Consider the following 17,505-nt stretch of genomic DNA (forward strand, 5'->3'; position numbering starts at 1 on the left):
ATGCGCTGTTAAAAGCACTTGAAGAAATTAAAAAAGTACAGCAGGGACTGCAAGAGGGTTTATCGGGAGATCTTTTAACTATTGATATCCGGCAGGCACTTTATCATTTTGGGGAAATCACCGGTGAGATCACCAACGACGACCTTTTAGGGAATATTTTTGCGAATTTTTGTATCGGGAAATAACCCAAATTTAGATAGGTATATTATTTAGAAATATTGTTTTGTAGTTACAAGCTATCTAACAATTTAGGTTAGAACTCCATTTTTTGTTTTGACTAAATCTGTTTTGATTTCATTTTCTTTCTGGACGTCCAATTTCTTTCTGGCAGAAAAAACATAAATAAACTCATACACCTGATGTACCTGCATATCTTCAAGTTCTTCCGGGAGTAAGTCAACAGGGCTTCCTGCAAGAGTATTGTAACAGGCAAACACCTTTTTATAATACACATGTTCTAACCATGTAGCCTCTGGATACTCTTGTTCATCTAAAATAAGGATTTTTCCACCTTTTTTGGTCACTCTAATCATTTCTTTCAGAGCGCTTTTTGTATCAGCAAATCCATTAAATGCCCCATAATTTGTACAAATATCAAATGTCCCGGATTTAAAAGGAAGATTGGTGGCATCAGCCAGAATGAAATCTACAGGAGCCTTCTGTTTAACCATTAAATCCCTTCCCTGTACAATCATACCCGCAGAAAGGTCAACCGCCGTGTAATCTGCATTCAGATTCATATAACCACGTCTATAAAGTGCTTGACCAGTGCCACTGGCAATATCAAGCATTTTTATTCTTTTATCTGACTCCAGATATTCTTTTAGAAACTCATCGTGGACAGAAGAGATACTTTTTTTAGGTACAAAACTACGAATCGAAACTATAATTTTTATAGGTATCGCAAGCAAAAGCAAATATGCATATCGCTGTTGTTTTGAAAACACAAAAATGAAAATCACCAAAGCCGCAAATAATAAAAAATCTTTGATTGTTACATTTTCAATGCCACGAAATGCTATCAAATCTATCACATTATACACCATGAAAATAAAGGAAAATACTAATAAAAAATATACAAGCCAGTGTTTCAAAGATATTTTTATTGGTCTAACCGGAAGCATAAAGAAAGGATTCCAAAAATTATAAAACCATGCCATGTATTTATAAACTTTATCTCTAAGTCCCTTATCTGTCATACCAAGTGATTCTTCTAAATAAAGTTTAGGGATACCACTTACACAAGAATATTTCTCACCGCATTCACTGCACATCCAGAAAGTTTGGTAACGAACATTAACACTATTTTTTTTACAAGAGGGACATATAACGTTTGATTCTACCATGTTAAACAATCATTAAATTAAAAATTAGTTTTTCCTTCACAAAGCATTTCGCGTTACCCAATAAAATCACCTTCAGATGTTTTGATTTTAGCCTATCTCCGGGGTGGTCACTATTGGTAATATGAAACTGTGAACTCAATTTATCGCTTGTAAATGTTTAGAGTAAAATTACGTAATACTAAGGGTAGTTTTGTAACATTTCCGACCAATAATACTTATTTAGGATAAAAAGACTTTTTTTGATCAATTCTGTGCGCATAAATTTAGCTGAATCATTATTAGAGGTGAGATTTTTACACCTTAGGTATAAAATACCTTTCAAGTATCACAACCCAAATATTTTGTAACATTAATTACATAAGTGATGCTATTTCCAGATATATGATATATGTCATAAAATCGGAGCCATAATGAGATTAATTTCGGTGTTGAATAATATTTAAAAAGAATTTTTCCATGGAAACGATATCCGAAGTAAAAACAAGAGTCTACAGGTTTGGAAATAAAGAAGCAGATGGCAACAGTAAAATGAAAAACCTGTTAGGTGGCAAGGGCGCCAATCTTGCAGAAATGAGTGCAATTGGCATTCCCGTGCCACCCGGATTTACTATCACTACTGAGGTTTGTACCGAATATAATGAACTGGGCAAAAATAAGGTTGTTCAAATCATTAAGGAAGAAGTCAAGCAGTCTGTTAAATATCTCGAAGGGATTATGGGGACAAAATTTGGAGATGCTCAAAATCCTTTATTGATTTCAGTACGTTCAGGGGCCCGTGTTTCTATGCCCGGGATGATGGATACCGTACTGAACCTTGGACTTAATGACGAGGTGATAGCCGGATTGGTGGAAAAAACAAAAAATGAACGCTTCGCCTGGGATTCTTATCGACGTTTTATTCAAATGTACGGCGGGGTTGTACTTGGTATGAAACCGGAAACCAAAGAAGACATAGATCCGTTTGAGGAAATCATGGAACATCTTAAAGATAAGCGAAATATAGAATTAGACACCCAGTTTACTGTACAGGATTTAAAGGATTTGGTTTATGACTTCAAAGATGCGGTAAAAAAACAAACGGGTCACGATTTTCCTTTGGATCCCTGGGATCAGTTATGGGGCGCCATTATGGCTGTATTCGATAGCTGGAATGGCGACAGAGCCATTTATTACAGGAAAATGCATGGCTACCCAGCAGACTGGGGTACAGCTGTTAATGTCCAGGCTATGGTATACGGGAATATGGGTAATAATTCCGGAACCGGGGTATGCTTTACCAGAGATGCAGGAACCGGGGAGAACGTCTTTAATGGGGAATATCTCATAAACGCGCAGGGAGAAGATGTAGTCGCAGGTGTCCGTACACCACAGCAAATAACCAAATTAGGTTCTGAACGCTGGGCCTTACTGGCGCAAGTAAAAGAAGCCGAAAGGGCTACTAATTATCCTTCTTTAGAAGAGCTAATGCCATCTATCTTCTCCGAACTGAATGGCTACCAGGAAAAACTGGAAAAACATTACCGCGATATGCAAGATATGGAGTTTACCATTCAGGAAGGGAAACTATGGATCCTGCAAACCAGAAATGGCAAAAGAACCGGGGCTGCCATGGTTAAAATTGCAATTGATCTTCTTAAAGAAGGCCTGCTTGATGAAAAAGAGGCGTTGATGCGCATAGAACCCAATAAACTGGATGAATTACTACACCCTGTATTTGACCCCAGCGGATTAAACAAAGATGATATTATAGCACAGGGCTTACCTGCCTCACCGGGAGCTGCTACCGGCCAGATTGTATTTTTTGCAGATGAAGCAGATAAATACAAGTATACCATACTTACGCGAATAGAGACTTCCCCTGAGGACCTGGAAGGTATGAACATTGCCAGAGGGATCCTCACAGCCAGGGGTGGGATGACATCTCACGCAGCCGTGGTAGCGCGTGGCATGGGTAAATGCTGTGTTTCCGGAGCGGGCGCACTAAAAATTGATTATAAAAATAGAGTTTTAAGAGTTGATGATAAAGAATACCATGAAGGAGATTGGATTTCATTAAATGGTTCTACGGGTAATATCATTGAAGGTAAAGTACCTACCATGGAGCCCGAGCTAAGTGGTGAATTTGGGGAAATCATGAAGTTATCTGATAAGTACAGGACTATGAAAGTTCGTACTAATGCAGACACGCCTAAAGATGCCAAAGCAGCTCGTAATTTTGGTGCTGAAGGTATAGGACTTACCAGGACCGAGCATATGTTTTTTGAAGTAGACAGGATAAGGGCCATGAGGGAAATGATTTTGGCCGATACCATAAAGGGTAGAAAAGTGGCTCTTAAAGAGCTCCTCCCTATGCAACGTTCAGATTTTGAAGGAATCTTTGAAGCTATGCAGGGATTGCCGGTTACTATTCGTTTGCTGGATCCGCCATTACATGAATTCGTTCCTCACCAATTGGCTACTCAAAAAGAACTGGCGGAGGATCTTCATATTTCTCTGGCTTCAGTAAAAAATAAAGTGTCAGAGCTTCATGAATTTAACCCAATGCTGGGTCACAGAGGATGCCGTTTGGGAATTACCTATCCGGAAATAACCGAAATGCAGACCCGTGCAATCATTGAAGCCGCTTTAAATTTAAAAGAAAAGGGAATTGAAGTTATCCCCGAAATAATGGTGCCTCTTGTTGGTACGGTTAATGAATTTGTCGCCCAGGAAAATGTAATCAGATCTACAGCGCAAAGAGTATTTAAAGAACGAAAAGATACGGTAGAATATCTGGTAGGGACAATGATTGAAATTCCGCGTGCAGCACTTATGGCAGACCAAATTGCCGAACACGCTGATTTCTTTTCATTTGGCACAAACGACCTTACTCAAATGACTTACGGCTATTCCAGAGATGATGCCGGTTCCTTTCTTGGGATCTATATGAAAGAAGGAATACTAACCTCCGATCCTTTTGAAGTACTGGATCAGGAAGGAGTAGGACAACTAGTAGCTATGGGAACAGAAAGGGGTAGAAAAACAAAACCTAATTTAAAGGTAGGTATTTGTGGAGAACATGGTGGCGAGCCGAGTTCAGTTGAATTCTGTAATCGAATTGGATTAAATTATGTAAGTTGTTCCCCGTTTAGAGTCCCTATTGCAAGGATTGCTGCAGCCCAGGCAGCTATTTCTTAGGCAACAGAAATTGGCTTGACATACTATTCAGTGAGACTAATTAGTATTGATGTATGTGATTGTTTTTATGCATTAAACACTATTTTTGTGCTGATAATAGAATCGTATGTTTCATATTTTTAGTAAGAAAAAATATCTGGTAGATTATCTGCATAATTTTGTGGATATCCACAACCACATTCTTCCGGGTATAGATGATGGAGCTAAGAATGTGCAGGAATCAATAGACCTGATTCGTGGCTTTAAGGAGCTTGGTATAACTAACCTGGTTGCCACTCCTCATATCATGAGTAATTTATACCCAAATACTAAAGAAACCATCACTAGCTCGTTAGATCTGTTAACTAATGAGTTGTTAGCAAACGATTTAAAAGACATCTCCATTGAGGCCTCTGCTGAACATATGATAGATGACAGTTTCGAAGAGCTACTTGAGCAAGGCGAAGTAATGTCTATGAGAAAGCAGTATTTATTGGTTGAAATGTCCTATTTACAGCCTTCAATTAATTTTGATGACGCCATAAAAAGTATTATGAAAAAAGGCTTTTTTCCTATTCTGGCACATCCTGAACGTTATGGGTATTGGCATACCAATAAAGCTAATTATTCAAAGTATAAAAAAAAAGGAGTTCAATATCAGCTTAACCTTTTATCCTTAAGTGATTATTATGGGCCTGAAGTACAGAGGATGGCCTTATATCTATTAGATCATGGCCTGATTGACTATATTGCTACAGACATACACCGTAGGGAACAGATAGAATTTTTAAAGGAAATAAAAATTAATGCTGGTGTTTCAGAAAGTATTATACCTTTAATAAACAATACTATTAATCAATTTTATTAAGTATACTAAAAGCGCCACCATTTTTTCACCGACTTTCCATAGCCATATCCGTATCTGCCGCCATAACCGAGGTTAGAGGACTTCACATCATTTACTATAAATGAAAGTCCTTTAAGTTTCCCTTCCTTGTACAATTTCAATGGAAAATCTAATACCTTTAATTCCGTTACCCCGGCTCTGGTTACATAAAGTATTTGATCCGCATATTCACTTATGAGCAATGTATCTGAAACTACCATAAGAGGCGCAGTATCGACTATGACATAATCATAATCAAGTTTAACGATTTCCAATAATTCAGACATGCGATCACTCATCAAAAGGTCTGCAGGGTTAGGGGGTATTTTACCGGAGTAGATAATATCAATGGTATGGTCATAAACCAACATCGAAGAAATAATATCTTTATGGCCCAGATTCGTGTCCACCAAATACTCAGTGAGTCCCTTATTTTCCTTATTCCGGAATGGATTGCCCAATTTATCAACGTGCTTTCCTGAATAAAATTGGTAAATCTTCGGATTACGTATATCTGCGCCAATCAATAATACTTTTTTATTGGTGTTTGCAAAAATCATGGCCAGATTGGAAGCTATAAATGTCTTCCCCTCCCCGGGTACACTGGACGTAACAAAAATGATATTCCCTTTTGAAGCATTCTTTTTTGATTTAATCACATAATCCAGGTTGGTTCTTAAAATACGCAGGGATTCCGCTAAAACAGTTCGCTCACTACTTTTAACCAGCGTATTTTCCTTTTTGGATAATTTGGGTAATTCGGCCAAAACAGGAATTGAACCCACACGTTTCTCGAGGTCAACCTTATTATGCACTTTATTATCCAACAACTGATTAACATAAATAAACGAAAAAGGAAGCAGCGTTCCAAAAATCATAGATGCCAGAAGAATTATCGGTATTTTAGGTGAGACTGGATCTTCACTAGTCGAATAGGCTCGATCAATAATTTTAGATTTAGGGGCAGTAGAAGCAAATGTAATTTGAGATTCCTCTCGCTTTTGTAATAAATATAAATACAAGGCTTCCGTAGTTTGTTGTTGCCTGGTTATGTCCCTCAAAGCCCTTTCATTTCCCGGAGCGGCATAAATCCTTGCATTTATTGAGGAAAGCTGACTGCTTAGGTTATTTACCTGCAAATTCAGGTTATTGGTCATACTATTTAAACTGGATTGCAGGTTTCTTCTCAATCCCTGGAGTTGCTGATTCAGATTTACAATAATCGGATTCTTCTCATTTGAACTCTTTAACAAACGATTTCGCTCAAGGACCAATTCGTTATAGCGAGCGGTGGTATTGGCTATAGATGCATCACTTAAACCAATATTTGAAGGCAGCACTTCATAACCGTTTTGGTTATCCACAATATCCTTCATAGATGCAGCAATATTCAATTGAATAGTGGTATTTTGTAATTCCTGCCGGTTAGCAGCTCCCACATTTAAATTAATGTTCGACTGTGATGCCACATCCGTGATTCCTCTCCCCTCTTTAAAATCTTCGGCATTTTGATCAACACTAGACAAGTCACCGTAAATATCTGAGATACGCTCATTTATAAATTCTGACGTTCTATCAGCAATATCCTTTTTATCCTGAATAGCGTTTCGATTATATATGTAAACTAACGTATTAAGGATATCTATTGCTTTATTCTTAACGGGATTCTCAAGTGAAAGTGTTACAATATTGGATTGTTCGTTAGATAATCCGATTAGCATTTTAGCTTGATAATTTTGGGCTACACTCCCAATCGGATTTATATATATCTGATATTCACGTCCCACATATTTATTCATTTGTGTTTCGTTAGGTATCAAAACAAATTCCCCAATAGTAGAGTTTATTGTATTTCCAAATCCATAATTCTTAATCGTTACGTCCTCCCCTTCTCTAAAAGAAAAATCTGTTTCCGTGAGAATCTCAATATGAAATTTAGTCTTAGCTATAAAGACAAGGGAGTCCGGAATCAAAAAATTAATTTTAAAAGGCGGATCTTCATAAATCTCGGTATCTTGAATATTCCCCTTTGCCATTATTCTTGTATTTAATCCCAAATACTTCACTACTTCGATTAAATTTGACCTGGATCCCAGAATTTCAATTTCATCCTCAGCAAGAGTATTTGCTCCGGTTAACATTCCCAAATCGCTAAAAGTACTTAAATCTGCACTGGCATTTTGATCCTCTATAATCTGTATTTTAGCTTGCACTGCAAATAATGGGGTAGTATATCTTATATAAATTATGGCTAAGGATAGTGCTAAAAACAAAGAAAAAACAAACCATTTCCAATTTTTGAGAAATGGCTTTAATAATTCTTTATAATCTTCTTTTTTATGATTTGAAAAACTTGAATAATTAGATTCCATTAAATTTGGGCTAAGCTTAAAATTTTTAAAAAACGACTTAATTATTAATTACGGGTTAGTACTATTACAGTAGAACTAACTAACAAGGTGAAGAGGGTTAAATATACCGGTAACAATGGATCTATAGTACTTTCTTTCCTACCTTGTTTGTTGGGTTCTACGTATACAACATCATTCTGGGTGAGGTAATAAACCGGAGATTTCGTCAGTTCTTTGGAAGTAAGGTCAATACGTGTATAAACTTTGGTGCCCTCAAAGGATCTGATTACTAAAACATTATCGCGAACAGCCCGCAAAGACATGTCACCGGCAAGACCGAGTGCTTCCATTATAGTAATCTGTTCACTAATTACCTGATAAGAGCCAGGGCGAGTAACTTCCCCCAAAATTGTTACTTTAAAATTACGTAATCGTATATTAATAATAGGGTCTTTCAGATAATCCGATAGAAGATCCCGAAGCATATTTCGCAATTCATCCGGAGATAAACCCGAAATCTTGATTTTACCAATTACCGGGAAATCTATCATTCCATCCTGATCTACAAGATAATCTACCTGCTCTAACCTACCACTACCGCCACTAATACCAGGAATGCTTTCATTTGCTCCTCTGATTAGATTAAATGGTACACTTGCTTCCGGATCCAGAGAAGATACATAAATAGATACCAGGTCATCTACTTTAAATTTCGTTGCAGTCTTATTGTTGTCTACCAGGGTTTCGAAATTACTGGCATCCTGAAAATATACAATATCCTCTCTCTTTGCAGATCCACAAGAAGAAAGAATGAAAATGACTAACATCAACAAAATAATGGTAAAACTCGAATAGCAATTTTTAAAACTCATGATTATAAAGGTTGATTTTTTACAAGTATACTGAAAAATTATGATTGGAATATTTTCTTCTCATCTTTATTATCAACATGAGAATCTTCCCCTAAATTTTTAACCTCAATTTCCTTTTTATCAAGTTCGCAAAAATCAGAATTGTTGGACACAAATTCTGGTACAATGTTTTTCATCAGGCCCACTGTATCAGCATTAAAGAACATGTTTGAGACACACAACTCATCAATTTTTGATCGAACATCTGCATAGTCCAAATCCCTTACCTTACTGATCATTATTTTTTTATGGTAAGTAGGCAAAGTATTTTCACCGGAAGCTAAAAGCTCTTCGTACAATTTTTCACCCGGACGTAATCCTGTAACCTTTATGTCTATATCCTCAGGATATCTCAACCCCGATAGCTTGATCATATTTTTGGCCAAATCAAAGATTTTAACAGATTTCCCCATGTCAAAGATAAAGATCTCTCCTCCCTTACCCATGGCTCCTGCTTCAAGTACCAATTGAGAAGCTTCAGGGATGGTCATAAAATATCGTGTAATATCTTTATGAGTCACGGTTAAGGGTCCTCCTTTTTCTATCTGCTTTTTAAATAGAGGTATTACCGAACCATTAGAGCCCAATACATTTCCAAACCTCGTAGTAATAAACTTGGTATTGCTTTGCTGATGCTTACAACTTATGTACATCTCAGCAATTCTTTTGGTAGCACCCATTACATTTGTAGGATTAACCGCTTTATCCGTTGAAATAAACACAAACTTATCTACATTATGACTGGAAGACAGATCCACCAACATTTTGGTGCCTGCAATATTAATTTTTATAGCCTCATAAGCATTATATTCCATCAGGGGAACATGTTTATAGGCTGCTGCATGGAATATTATATTTGGTTTATATTCCTGAAAGAAAGTATTCATTCTGTTTTTATCCCTAATATCCGAAACTATTGGAATAAAGTTGTGAAATCCGTTTTGTTTTAATTCCTGCTGCAAATCATAAAGAGGTGACTCTGCCTGATCAATAATGATCAGGGATTTATATTCATAATTAACAATTTGTCTTATAATCTCGCTCCCAATTGATCCTGCGCCTCCCGTGACAAATATTACCTGATCCTTTAGTTGTTGTGAAATTTTTGAATTTTTAATGTTGATGGGTACTCTATTTAACAAATCCTCAATTTGTACCTGTTTTATCTGAGATAATTTTAGTTCTCCGTTTATCCAGTCATCAACCGGTGGTACTATTTTTACCTGTACCGGAAATTCAACTAAACTTTCAACCAGTTCATTCAAAAAGGTTTTATCTTCACTGTGAATAGAAACAATAATTTCTGTTATATTCCTCTTATCTATAAAGAACGCCGTTAGCTCTTCTCTCGCATAGACTCTAACCCCATTTAAATTCTTTCCAATTTTTTTTCGATCATCATCTATATAACCTATTACCTTAGAGTTGCTCGCAGTATGACTAGTAAGGGCATTAAAGGTCAAAACACCCGCCTCACCTGCACCATATATCAGCACATTCTTTGTTACTTTAAATCCCCGGATCATATTATAATACAAGGCCTTAAATATATATCTGGAAGTTGTAAGTGCAATAAAACTAATTAAACTATGAATTATGATAATAGATAAAGGGATGGTAAAATCCTCCATGAAATTCACTTGTCTGTTTACTATAACCAAAAATATGGTCAGAATACTGGAAAGGCAGATGGCATTAAATATATTATAGACATCCTGGACTCCAGTATGCCTTATAACACCTTTATATGATCCTGTAACAATAAACGCCAAGCCGGCGATGAAAGCCACCAAAGGCAATTGTAATAAAAGTCGGTCGGTATCAAAATTCAGGGTTAAATTAAACCTGATGAAATAAGATAAAACAAAAGAAATGCTTATTAAAAATATGTCAATACCCAAAACCAGCCATTTAGAGGCATATCTATGAGCATTGTTTACGAGGTAGCTTCTTATCATAAAACCGTTTTAAGGATTAGGGCAACAATTCTTTCCAAATCTTCCTTTCTGAGATTCGAACCACTAGGCAAACAAAGACCGCGATCAAACAAATCTTCTGAGGTTCCGTCTGTAAAGCTTGGATACTTATTAAAAACCGGTTGTAAGTGCATTGGTTTCCATAATGGCCTGGACTCGATATCTTCTTGTAAAAGGGCCAAACGTATTTTTTCTCTTGCTTCAAAGGAAGGAGTAAGGATGCATGTAAGCCATCTGTTACAAAAATAACCCGTAGGTTCCATTAAAAATTCTATTTCTTTTAGTTCAGCTAAATTAGTCCTGTAAAATTCGAAATTCGCTCTCCTGGCTGTTACCCTTTCATCTAGAACTTCCATCTGCCCACGACCAATTCCTGCAAGCACATTGCTCATTCTGTAATTATAGCCAACATGAGAATGTTCATAATGGGGAGCATCATCCCTTGCCTGAGTAGCTAAAAAAACTGCTTTATTTTTTATTTCCTCTTTCCTGCTGACCAATGCGCCGCCGCCTGAGGTTGTAATTATTTTATTACCATTGAAGGAAAGTATCCCAATATCACCAAAACTACTGCATTTAATTCCGCTATAAGTGCTTCCCAGTGCTTCTGCACTATCTTCCACAATAGGAATATTGTATTTTTCAGAAATTTTTCTTATTTCAACAATCTTATAGGGCATTCCATATAGATGAACAGCTACAATAGCCTTTGGTTTTTTACCTAAAGCCATTCTGTTAATGATTGCTTTCTCCAACAACTGTGGTGAAATATTCCAGGTATCTCGCTCACTATCAACAAACACAGGTTTAGCCCCAAGATAGAGAATAGGATTAGCTGAAGCAGAAAAAGTAAAGCTCTGGCATAGTACTTCATCATCACGGGATACCCCTAAAAGTTCCAAGGCAAGATGAATTGCCCCTGTTCCGGAACTCAAAGCCGCAACATAAACATCATTTTGGATGTACTCCTTAATAGCCATTTCAAATTGGTTGACATTTGGTCCTAATGGCGCAACCCAATTCGTATCAAAGGCCTCTTTAACATATACCTGTTCCATGTCACCCATGTGGGGAGATGAAAGCCATATTTTAGTTTTTATTGCAGTTTCCAAAATTGATTTTTAAGTCTTAAAGTTTGGTTGTGAGATTTCTAAATCGAAATTTAAAATTATATCGAAATTAAATCAGAAAATAATATTGATTCAACTATTCGCTAAAGTTTGAATTTAATTCGATCAAGTACAAAGTTTATACTTTAGATTCACATCCAAAAACCTCATTTAATAAACTTTGATTTTTTATTAACAATACTATAAACACTTATTGTTCAATGTATAATATAAGTTATTTTATTTACAAATTTAAGGTATTAATAGGAATTTATCTACAATAATTAGCCACTAATAGATGAGCATAATTTCTTTTTTACATTTGTAATATTTTGGAAATTTTATCTAAACAAGTTACTCGATAATTTTCATAGAATATTACTTAATATCTTTTCATTTATGCAGTTGATCGTTATTATTGTATCCCTCAAATAATTTTTACAGCTATTTCGGATTTAATAATTGAATTTCACCATTTCTATTTTAATTGATTATATATTTAAATCATGAAAATTCTTGTCACAGGTGCTGCAGGTTTTATTGGGTTCTTTGTATCAAAAAGGCTTTTGGATAAAGGACATACAGTTATTGGCCTTGATAATATTAACGATTACTATGATGTACAGCTCAAATACGAACGCCTGGCTCAGTTGGGTGTTGATCAAAACAAAGCAAAAGTTTACCATAAAATAACGCGCAGTAATTCAGAAGCCAATTTTTCATTTATCCGCCTGAATTTAGAAGATAGGGAAGCCCTTCCGCTGCTCTTTAAAACCGAAAAATTTGATGTGGTTTGCAATTTGGCGGCCCAGGCCGGGGTTCGTTACAGCCTGGAAAACCCCGAAGCGTACGTTGACAGCAATATAGTGGGGTTTCTTAACATTCTGGAATGCTGCAGACACCATAAAATCAAACATTTGGTTTATGCCAGTAGTTCCAGTGTTTATGGCTTAAATACCAAAATTCCGTTCGAAACAACCGACAATGTAGACCACCCTATAAGCCTTTACGCGGCTACTAAGAAAAGTAACGAACTAATGGCCCATACCTATAGTCATTTATATGGTTTCCCAACCACAGGATTGCGCTTTTTTACAGTCTATGGGCCATGGGGACGCCCGGATATGGCCATGTTCCTTTTTACTGAAGCTATTGAAAAAGGGAATCCTATAAAGGTATTTAACCACGGCCAAATGGAACGCGATTTTACCTATATTGACGATATCACAGAAGGAGTAGTACGGATAATAGAGGGTTCAGTTGAAAAAAGACTCGGGTTAAATGAACTTTACAAGCTATATAATATTGGAAACAATAATTCGGTAAAGCTGTTAGATTTTATCGAAGCTATCGAAAAAGGTCTGGGTAAAGTTGCTGTAAAAGAAATGCTGCCCATGCAACCGGGTGATGTAACCAGAACCTGGGCTAATGTAGATGATTTAATAAGAGACTATAATTATAGTCCAAGTACACCAATTCAAAAAGGAGTAGAAAACTTTATAAACTGGTATCTGGAGTTCTATAAAAAATTAAACTATTTGTGAATAATAGATTTATAAAGGCATGTTGGTATTTATAAGGAGTTATTTTAAGTCCAAGCTATTCTATTTAACGGTGGTATATTTCCGAAACTTGAATCTTATTCTGAACCTTTTATCTTCTTATCATCGATAGTTTATAATATTAGATCGTAAATATGAAATATTCATTGATTAATGCCAATGAAATTACGACTTTTACAAATCAAAAAAAAAAGATGACCAAAACTACTAATCCATTACTACTTGCTATTACTGCATCTATCCATGCAGGAAAGGCTATTCTTGATATTTATAACAAACCGGAATTTGAATCCCATTTAAAAAATGATCAGTCACCGCTTACCGAAGCGGATTTGGTAGCAAGTAAAATTATCAATAATCACTTAATAGATACCCCTTATCCCATTATCAATGAAGAAATAAAGAATAAGGACTATGCAGAGCGTAAAATATGGGAAACCTGTTGGATTGTAGACCCGCTGGACGGAACAAAAGAATTTATTAAAAGAAATGGTGAATTTACAGTGAATATTGCCTTATGTAAAAATGGAGCGCCTATTTTAGGTGTTATTTATGTCCCGGTATCCCGGGAATTGTACTATGCAGATGTAAACTCCCAAAGCGCATTTAAAACAATTCTTGATGACAGTCACGGGTTTACTTCTAAAATTTTAAATGAAGAAGATCGCATATTTCCTTCCAAACCAAATAAATCTTTAATGCGCGTGGTAGGAAGTCGTTCCCATATGAATGACACTACACTTGATTTTATTAATGAAGTAGAGAAAAAATATGAAAAAGTAGAAATCGTATCTAAAGGAAGTTCTTTGAAATTCTGTTTAGTTGCCGAAGGTAAAGCCGATGTATATCCCCGCTTTGCCCCTACTATGGAATGGGACACCGCAGCAGGACAGGCTATTTGCAAGGCAGCCGGGCTTAAGGTGATCTCCAGGGAAACTAACGAAGAATTGGACTACAACAAAGAAAATTTATTGAATCCTCATTTTATAGTTAGTACTTAATGACTAATATTTCCCATAAAAGACATATTGCAAAGACCATTACATGGCGGATTGTAGGTACCATAGATACCATTTTGTTGTCATGGCTCATTTCGGGTAATCCTCTGACCGGACTCAAAATTGGGTTTTCAGAAGTAGTAACCAAAATGATTTTGTATTATTTACATGAAAGGGCCTGGTTTAATATTGGAATTGCCGAAAGTCGTAAAAGACATCTAATTAAGACCATAACATGGAGATTTGTGGGTACATTAGATACCATTTTACTATCTTGGCTCATCTCCGGAAATCCTTTAATTGGTTTAAAAATAGGAATGGCTGAAGTAGTTACAAAAATGGTTTTGTATTATTTTCACGAGCGGGCATGGTACAAAATCAACTTTGGCTTGCCTAAAAGAAATCAGACAAAAAAATGGAAAAAAATATTGTAGCCCATACTTATAGAATTGACAGGGAAGCCCGAAGAAAATCTTACGGACATAATTCCTTTTTGATATTCTTTACCGGATTATCCGGGTCCGGAAAGTCAACAATAGCCAACGTTCTTGAGGAAAAACTCTTTTCCGAAAGTATAAAAACCTATGTTTTAGATGGGGATAATGTGCGTCGGGGTATTAATCAGGGTCTTACGTTTAGCCCGGAAGACAGATCAGAAAATATTCGAAGAATTGGAGAAATATCCAAATTGTTTATTGATGCAGGAATAGTTATATTGGCTGCATTTGTTGCACCATATGAAAAAGACAGACAGCAAATAAAAAAGACCGTTGGAAATAAAAACTATGTAGAGGTATTTGTGAATACTAGTTTGGAAGTCTGTGAAGCCCGGGACGTAAAAGGTCTGTATAAAAAAGCTCGAAACGGAGCCATAAAAAATATGACAGGTATTTCTGCTCCCTACGAGCCTCCTAAAAATCCTACAGCTGAAGTAACTCAGGAGAACTCTGTAGAGGAAGCTGTGCAGATCATATATGATAAAATTAAAAATAAATTAAGTCTTAAAGATAATGAGTAAATATTTTTTGAATTATTTAGACGAACTAGAATCCGAGGCAATTTATGTACTTAGGGAGGTCTGGGCTCAATTTCAAAATCCTGTAATACTTTTTTCAGGTGGAAAAGACTCTATTGTGTTAACCCATCTTGCAAAAAAAGCGTTTTATCCAAGTAAAATTCCTTTTGCACTAATGCATGTAGATACAGGCCACAATTTTCCGGAAACCATTAAATTCAGAGATGATCTGGTTAGCGAACTTGATGCCCGACTTATAGTGGGGTTAGTTCAGGAATCCATTGACCAGGGTCGTGTAGCTGAGGAACAGGGTAAACACGCCACCAGAAATGCGTTGCAAATCACTACTTTATTGGATACCATTGAGGCTCATAAAATAGATTGTGCCATTGGTGGAGGAAGAAGGGATGAAGAGAAAGCCAGAGCTAAAGAGCGTTTCTTTTCACACCGTGATGATTTCGGGCAGTGGGATCCGAAAAATCAGCGACCGGAATTATGGAACATTTTTAATGGAAAACACTTTGAAGGTGAGCATTTTAGGGTGTTCCCTATAAGTAACTGGACGGAGATGGATGTGTGGAATTATATAAAGAGGGAACAAATTGAAATCCCATCGCTCTATATTGCTCATGAAAGAGAAGTTGTTTGGAGAAACGATTCCTGGATTCCAAATTCTGAATTCCTGACTTTACATGATAATGAAAAAATAGAAACGAAAAAAATCAGGTTCCGTACATTAGGTGATATAACGATTACCGGTGGTATTGAATCTGAAGCCGATTCTCTGGAAAAAATTGTGAATGAAGTTTCGGCTATGCGACAGACAGAACGTGGTAACAGAACTGATGACAAACGATCTGAAAATGCCATGGAGGACAGAAAAAAGCAAGGATATTTTTAAAAAATTAGAAAACTTTTATGAAAATTAATAATAATCAGTTATTGCGATTTACTACCGCAGGAAGTGTTGATGACGGGAAAAGCACTTTAATCGGTCGCTTGTTATACGATTCCAAATCCATTTTTGAAGACCAATTGGAGGCCATTGAAAATACCAGCAGACAAAGAGGTCATGAGGGGGTAGATCTTGCTTTATTTACAGATGGACTCAGAGATGAACGCGAACAGGGCATTACTATTGATGTTGCCTATAGATATTTCACGACGCCTAAAAGAAAGTTTATCATTGCCGACACCCCGGGACATATTCAGTATACCCGAAATATGGTAACGGGAGCTTCCACAGCAAACGCAGCCATAATTTTGATTGATGCAAGACATGGAGTGATAGAGCAAACCAAACGACATGCTTTTATAGCCTCCCTTTTGAATATTCCGCATATCATCGTATGCATAAACAAAATGGATCTTGTAGATTTTAATGAAGAAGTCTATAATGATATTATCAAACAATTTGAGGCGTTCTCTTCCAAATACATAGTTACGGACATCCGGTTTATTCCCATAAGTGCGCTATTGGGTGATAATGTGGTACACAGATCAGAAAACATGTCATGGTACAATGGAGGTGCACTTTTACACACCTTAGAAACTATACATATAAGCAGTGATTATAATAAAGTGGACGCCCGTTTACCTGTGCAAACTGTTCTTCGTCCTCAGCGCGATGGGTTTTTGGATTACAGAGGATACGCAGGAAGGGTAGCAAGCGGTCTTTTAAGAAAGGGAGATGCAGTAACTGTATTGCCTTCAGGATTTACTTCTATTATAGATTCTATCCAGGGGCCTTCAGGAGAGTTAGATGAAGCCTTTGCACCAATGTCTGTATCTATTACCCTAAAAGATGATATAGATATTGGCAGAGGTGATATGATAGTCAGAACAACCAATATTCCGGAAACCTCCCAGGATATAGAAGCTTGGTTATGTTGGTTGCATAATAATTCCGCCAAACCCAGGGCTAAATATACCATCAGGCATACTTCAAACGAACAAAAGGCTATGATAAAAGAAGTATTATTTAAAATTAATATTAACACTTTAGCTCATAATACCGAAGACAAAGACCTGAATATGAACGATATATGTAAAGTTCTTATTAGAACTACGCAGCCCCTTATGGTAGATTCGTATAGGGAAAACAGATCAACCGGAAGTTTTATTTTGGTTGATGAAAATACGAATGAGACCGTTGCTGCGGGAATGATTGTTTAAATCTATAATTAAAAAGGAAT

At 36.4% G+C, this 17,505-nt stretch carries 13 protein-coding genes and 1 pseudogene; 9 read left to right on the top strand and 5 right to left on the bottom strand.

From position 1 onward, the window contains the following. A pseudogene (locus Q0874_RS15645) lies at positions 1 to 185 on the top strand (tRNA uridine-5-carboxymethylaminomethyl(34) synthesis GTPase MnmE); the annotation flags it as partial. A gap of 63 nt (positions 186 to 248) precedes the next feature. Here the strand turns inward: Q0874_RS15645 and Q0874_RS15650 are convergent. Continuing rightward, positions 249 to 1,346: a class I SAM-dependent methyltransferase gene (locus Q0874_RS15650; protein WP_299164458.1), complete on the bottom strand. Its 1,098-nt coding sequence runs from the start codon at positions 1,344 to 1,346 to the stop codon at positions 249 to 251. A 456-nt stretch (positions 1,347 to 1,802) separates the two neighbouring features. On the opposite strand from Q0874_RS15650, the gene ppdK reads away from it, so the two are divergent. Together ppdK and Q0874_RS15660 are read left to right on the top strand one after the other, a co-directional pair. Next, positions 1,803 to 4,523, top strand: a complete 2,721-nt coding sequence (gene ppdK, locus Q0874_RS15655) for a pyruvate, phosphate dikinase (protein WP_299164459.1) — start codon at positions 1,803 to 1,805, stop codon at positions 4,521 to 4,523. A 106-nt stretch (positions 4,524 to 4,629) separates the two neighbouring features. Beyond that, positions 4,630 to 5,370 carry a CpsB/CapC family capsule biosynthesis tyrosine phosphatase gene (locus tag Q0874_RS15660; RefSeq protein ID WP_299164460.1) on the top strand — a complete coding sequence of 247 codons (741 nt, stop codon included), beginning with the start codon at positions 4,630 to 4,632 and terminating at the stop codon, positions 5,368 to 5,370. A gap of 5 nt (positions 5,371 to 5,375) precedes the next feature. Here Q0874_RS15660 and Q0874_RS15665 read toward each other — a convergent pair whose 3' ends face one another. The 4 genes from Q0874_RS15665 to Q0874_RS15680 are packed head-to-tail and all read right to left on the bottom strand — an operon-like array spanning position 5,376 to position 11,693. Beyond that, positions 5,376 to 7,760 carry a tyrosine-protein kinase gene (locus Q0874_RS15665; protein WP_299164461.1) on the bottom strand — a complete coding sequence of 795 codons (2,385 nt, stop codon included), beginning with the start codon at positions 7,758 to 7,760 and terminating at the stop codon, positions 5,376 to 5,378. Between the two features lie 44 nt (positions 7,761 to 7,804). Beyond that, positions 7,805 to 8,611, bottom strand: coding sequence for a polysaccharide biosynthesis/export family protein (locus Q0874_RS15670; protein WP_299164462.1), 807 nt, complete (start codon positions 8,609 to 8,611; stop codon positions 7,805 to 7,807). Positions 8,612 to 8,649: 38 nt separating this feature from the next. After that, the gene (locus Q0874_RS15675; RefSeq protein WP_299164463.1) at positions 8,650 to 10,608 is read right to left on the bottom strand and encodes a nucleoside-diphosphate sugar epimerase/dehydratase; all 1,959 of its coding nucleotides are present in this window, start codon (positions 10,606 to 10,608) and stop codon (positions 8,650 to 8,652) included. After that, the gene (locus tag Q0874_RS15680; RefSeq protein WP_299164547.1) at positions 10,605 to 11,693 is read right to left on the bottom strand and encodes a DegT/DnrJ/EryC1/StrS family aminotransferase; all 1,089 of its coding nucleotides are present in this window, start codon (positions 11,691 to 11,693) and stop codon (positions 10,605 to 10,607) included. The genes Q0874_RS15675 and Q0874_RS15680 overlap by 4 nt, the downstream gene beginning before the upstream one ends. A 548-nt stretch (positions 11,694 to 12,241) precedes the next feature. On the opposite strand from Q0874_RS15680, the gene Q0874_RS15685 reads away from it, so the two are divergent. From Q0874_RS15685 to Q0874_RS15710, 6 genes are all read left to right on the top strand, one after another. Further along, positions 12,242 to 13,279 (top strand): NAD-dependent epimerase, encoded by a 1,038-nt coding sequence (locus Q0874_RS15685; protein ID WP_299164464.1) that lies wholly within the window; start codon positions 12,242 to 12,244, stop codon positions 13,277 to 13,279. Between the two features lie 212 nt (positions 13,280 to 13,491). Continuing rightward, the gene (gene cysQ / locus Q0874_RS15690; protein ID WP_299164548.1) at positions 13,492 to 14,298 is read left to right on the top strand and encodes a 3'(2'),5'-bisphosphate nucleotidase CysQ; all 807 of its coding nucleotides are present in this window, start codon (positions 13,492 to 13,494) and stop codon (positions 14,296 to 14,298) included. Continuing rightward, positions 14,298 to 14,729, top strand: coding sequence for a DUF2061 domain-containing protein (locus Q0874_RS15695; protein ID WP_299164465.1), 432 nt, complete (start codon positions 14,298 to 14,300; stop codon positions 14,727 to 14,729). The genes cysQ and Q0874_RS15695 overlap by 1 nt, the downstream gene beginning before the upstream one ends. Next, on the top strand, positions 14,711 to 15,313 hold the full coding sequence (gene cysC / locus Q0874_RS15700; RefSeq protein ID WP_299164466.1) for an adenylyl-sulfate kinase: 603 nt from the start codon (positions 14,711 to 14,713) through the stop codon (positions 15,311 to 15,313). Before Q0874_RS15695 ends, cysC begins: the two co-directional genes overlap by 19 nt. Further along, positions 15,306 to 16,211, top strand: coding sequence for a sulfate adenylyltransferase subunit CysD (gene cysD, locus Q0874_RS15705; protein ID WP_299164467.1), 906 nt, complete (start codon positions 15,306 to 15,308; stop codon positions 16,209 to 16,211). The genes cysC and cysD overlap by 8 nt, the downstream gene beginning before the upstream one ends. 17 nt (positions 16,212 to 16,228) lie before the next feature. Then, positions 16,229 to 17,485, top strand: coding sequence for a GTP-binding protein (locus tag Q0874_RS15710; RefSeq protein ID WP_299164468.1), 1,257 nt, complete (start codon positions 16,229 to 16,231; stop codon positions 17,483 to 17,485). Positions 17,486 to 17,505: the final 20 nt, after the last annotated feature.

This window comes from uncultured Eudoraea sp., from assembly GCF_947490415.1.
Classification (GTDB): domain Bacteria; phylum Bacteroidota; class Bacteroidia; order Flavobacteriales; family Flavobacteriaceae; genus Eudoraea.